The organism is Parasutterella muris (assembly GCF_009767915.1).
Classification (GTDB): Bacteria; Pseudomonadota; Gammaproteobacteria; order Burkholderiales; family Burkholderiaceae_F; genus Parasutterella; species Parasutterella muris.
The window spans coordinates 1-527 of record NZ_WSRP01000116.1 but is presented as its reverse complement, the minus strand read 5'-3'; the positions used below and the strand labels follow the sequence as shown (position 1 = coordinate 527).

Here is a 527-nt window from a genome sequence, read left to right as displayed (position 1 = left end):
GAGAGTGATTATTTGGATCGCTGGGCTTCTATTTATGGATTGACCAGAAAGAAGGCGACAAAAGCTTCCGGCGAGGTTATCTTTCGTTTTTCCGCGGACCTTGTCAATATACCTGAAGGTACCATACTTCAGTCCGATGACGGCATCCAGTACAAGACCACAGGGCCGACAGCCTCCAATGGAAGCACATCTGTAGAAGCGTTAAATGAAGGTATATCCGGCAATCAGCTGGAGGACGATGTTTTGACCTTAGTTTCGCCTATTAGCGGTGTCTACAGCGAGGTCACAATTATTAAGCTTGGCGGAGGAAGTGAGGCTGAAGCGGACGAGAGTCTGAGGGCAAGGCTTCTTTCCAGAGTTAGAGAAACTCCGCACGGAGGGACGGAATCGGATTATGTCCAGTGGGCCTTAGAGGTACCCGGAGTAACCAGAGCTTGGGCGTTTCCGAAGGAGGAAGGAGAAGGCACTGTCACGGTTAGATTCGTCTGTGACGGTATGGATGAGATTATTCCGGATAAGGCGATGCT

General features: G+C 50.1%; 1 protein-coding gene. It reads left to right on the top strand.

Translation table 11 applies throughout. From position 1 onward, the window contains the following. Positions 1–527 (top strand): baseplate J/gp47 family protein (locus E5987_RS12815; RefSeq protein ID WP_160336450.1); only part of this gene is annotated, 527 nt, incomplete at both ends.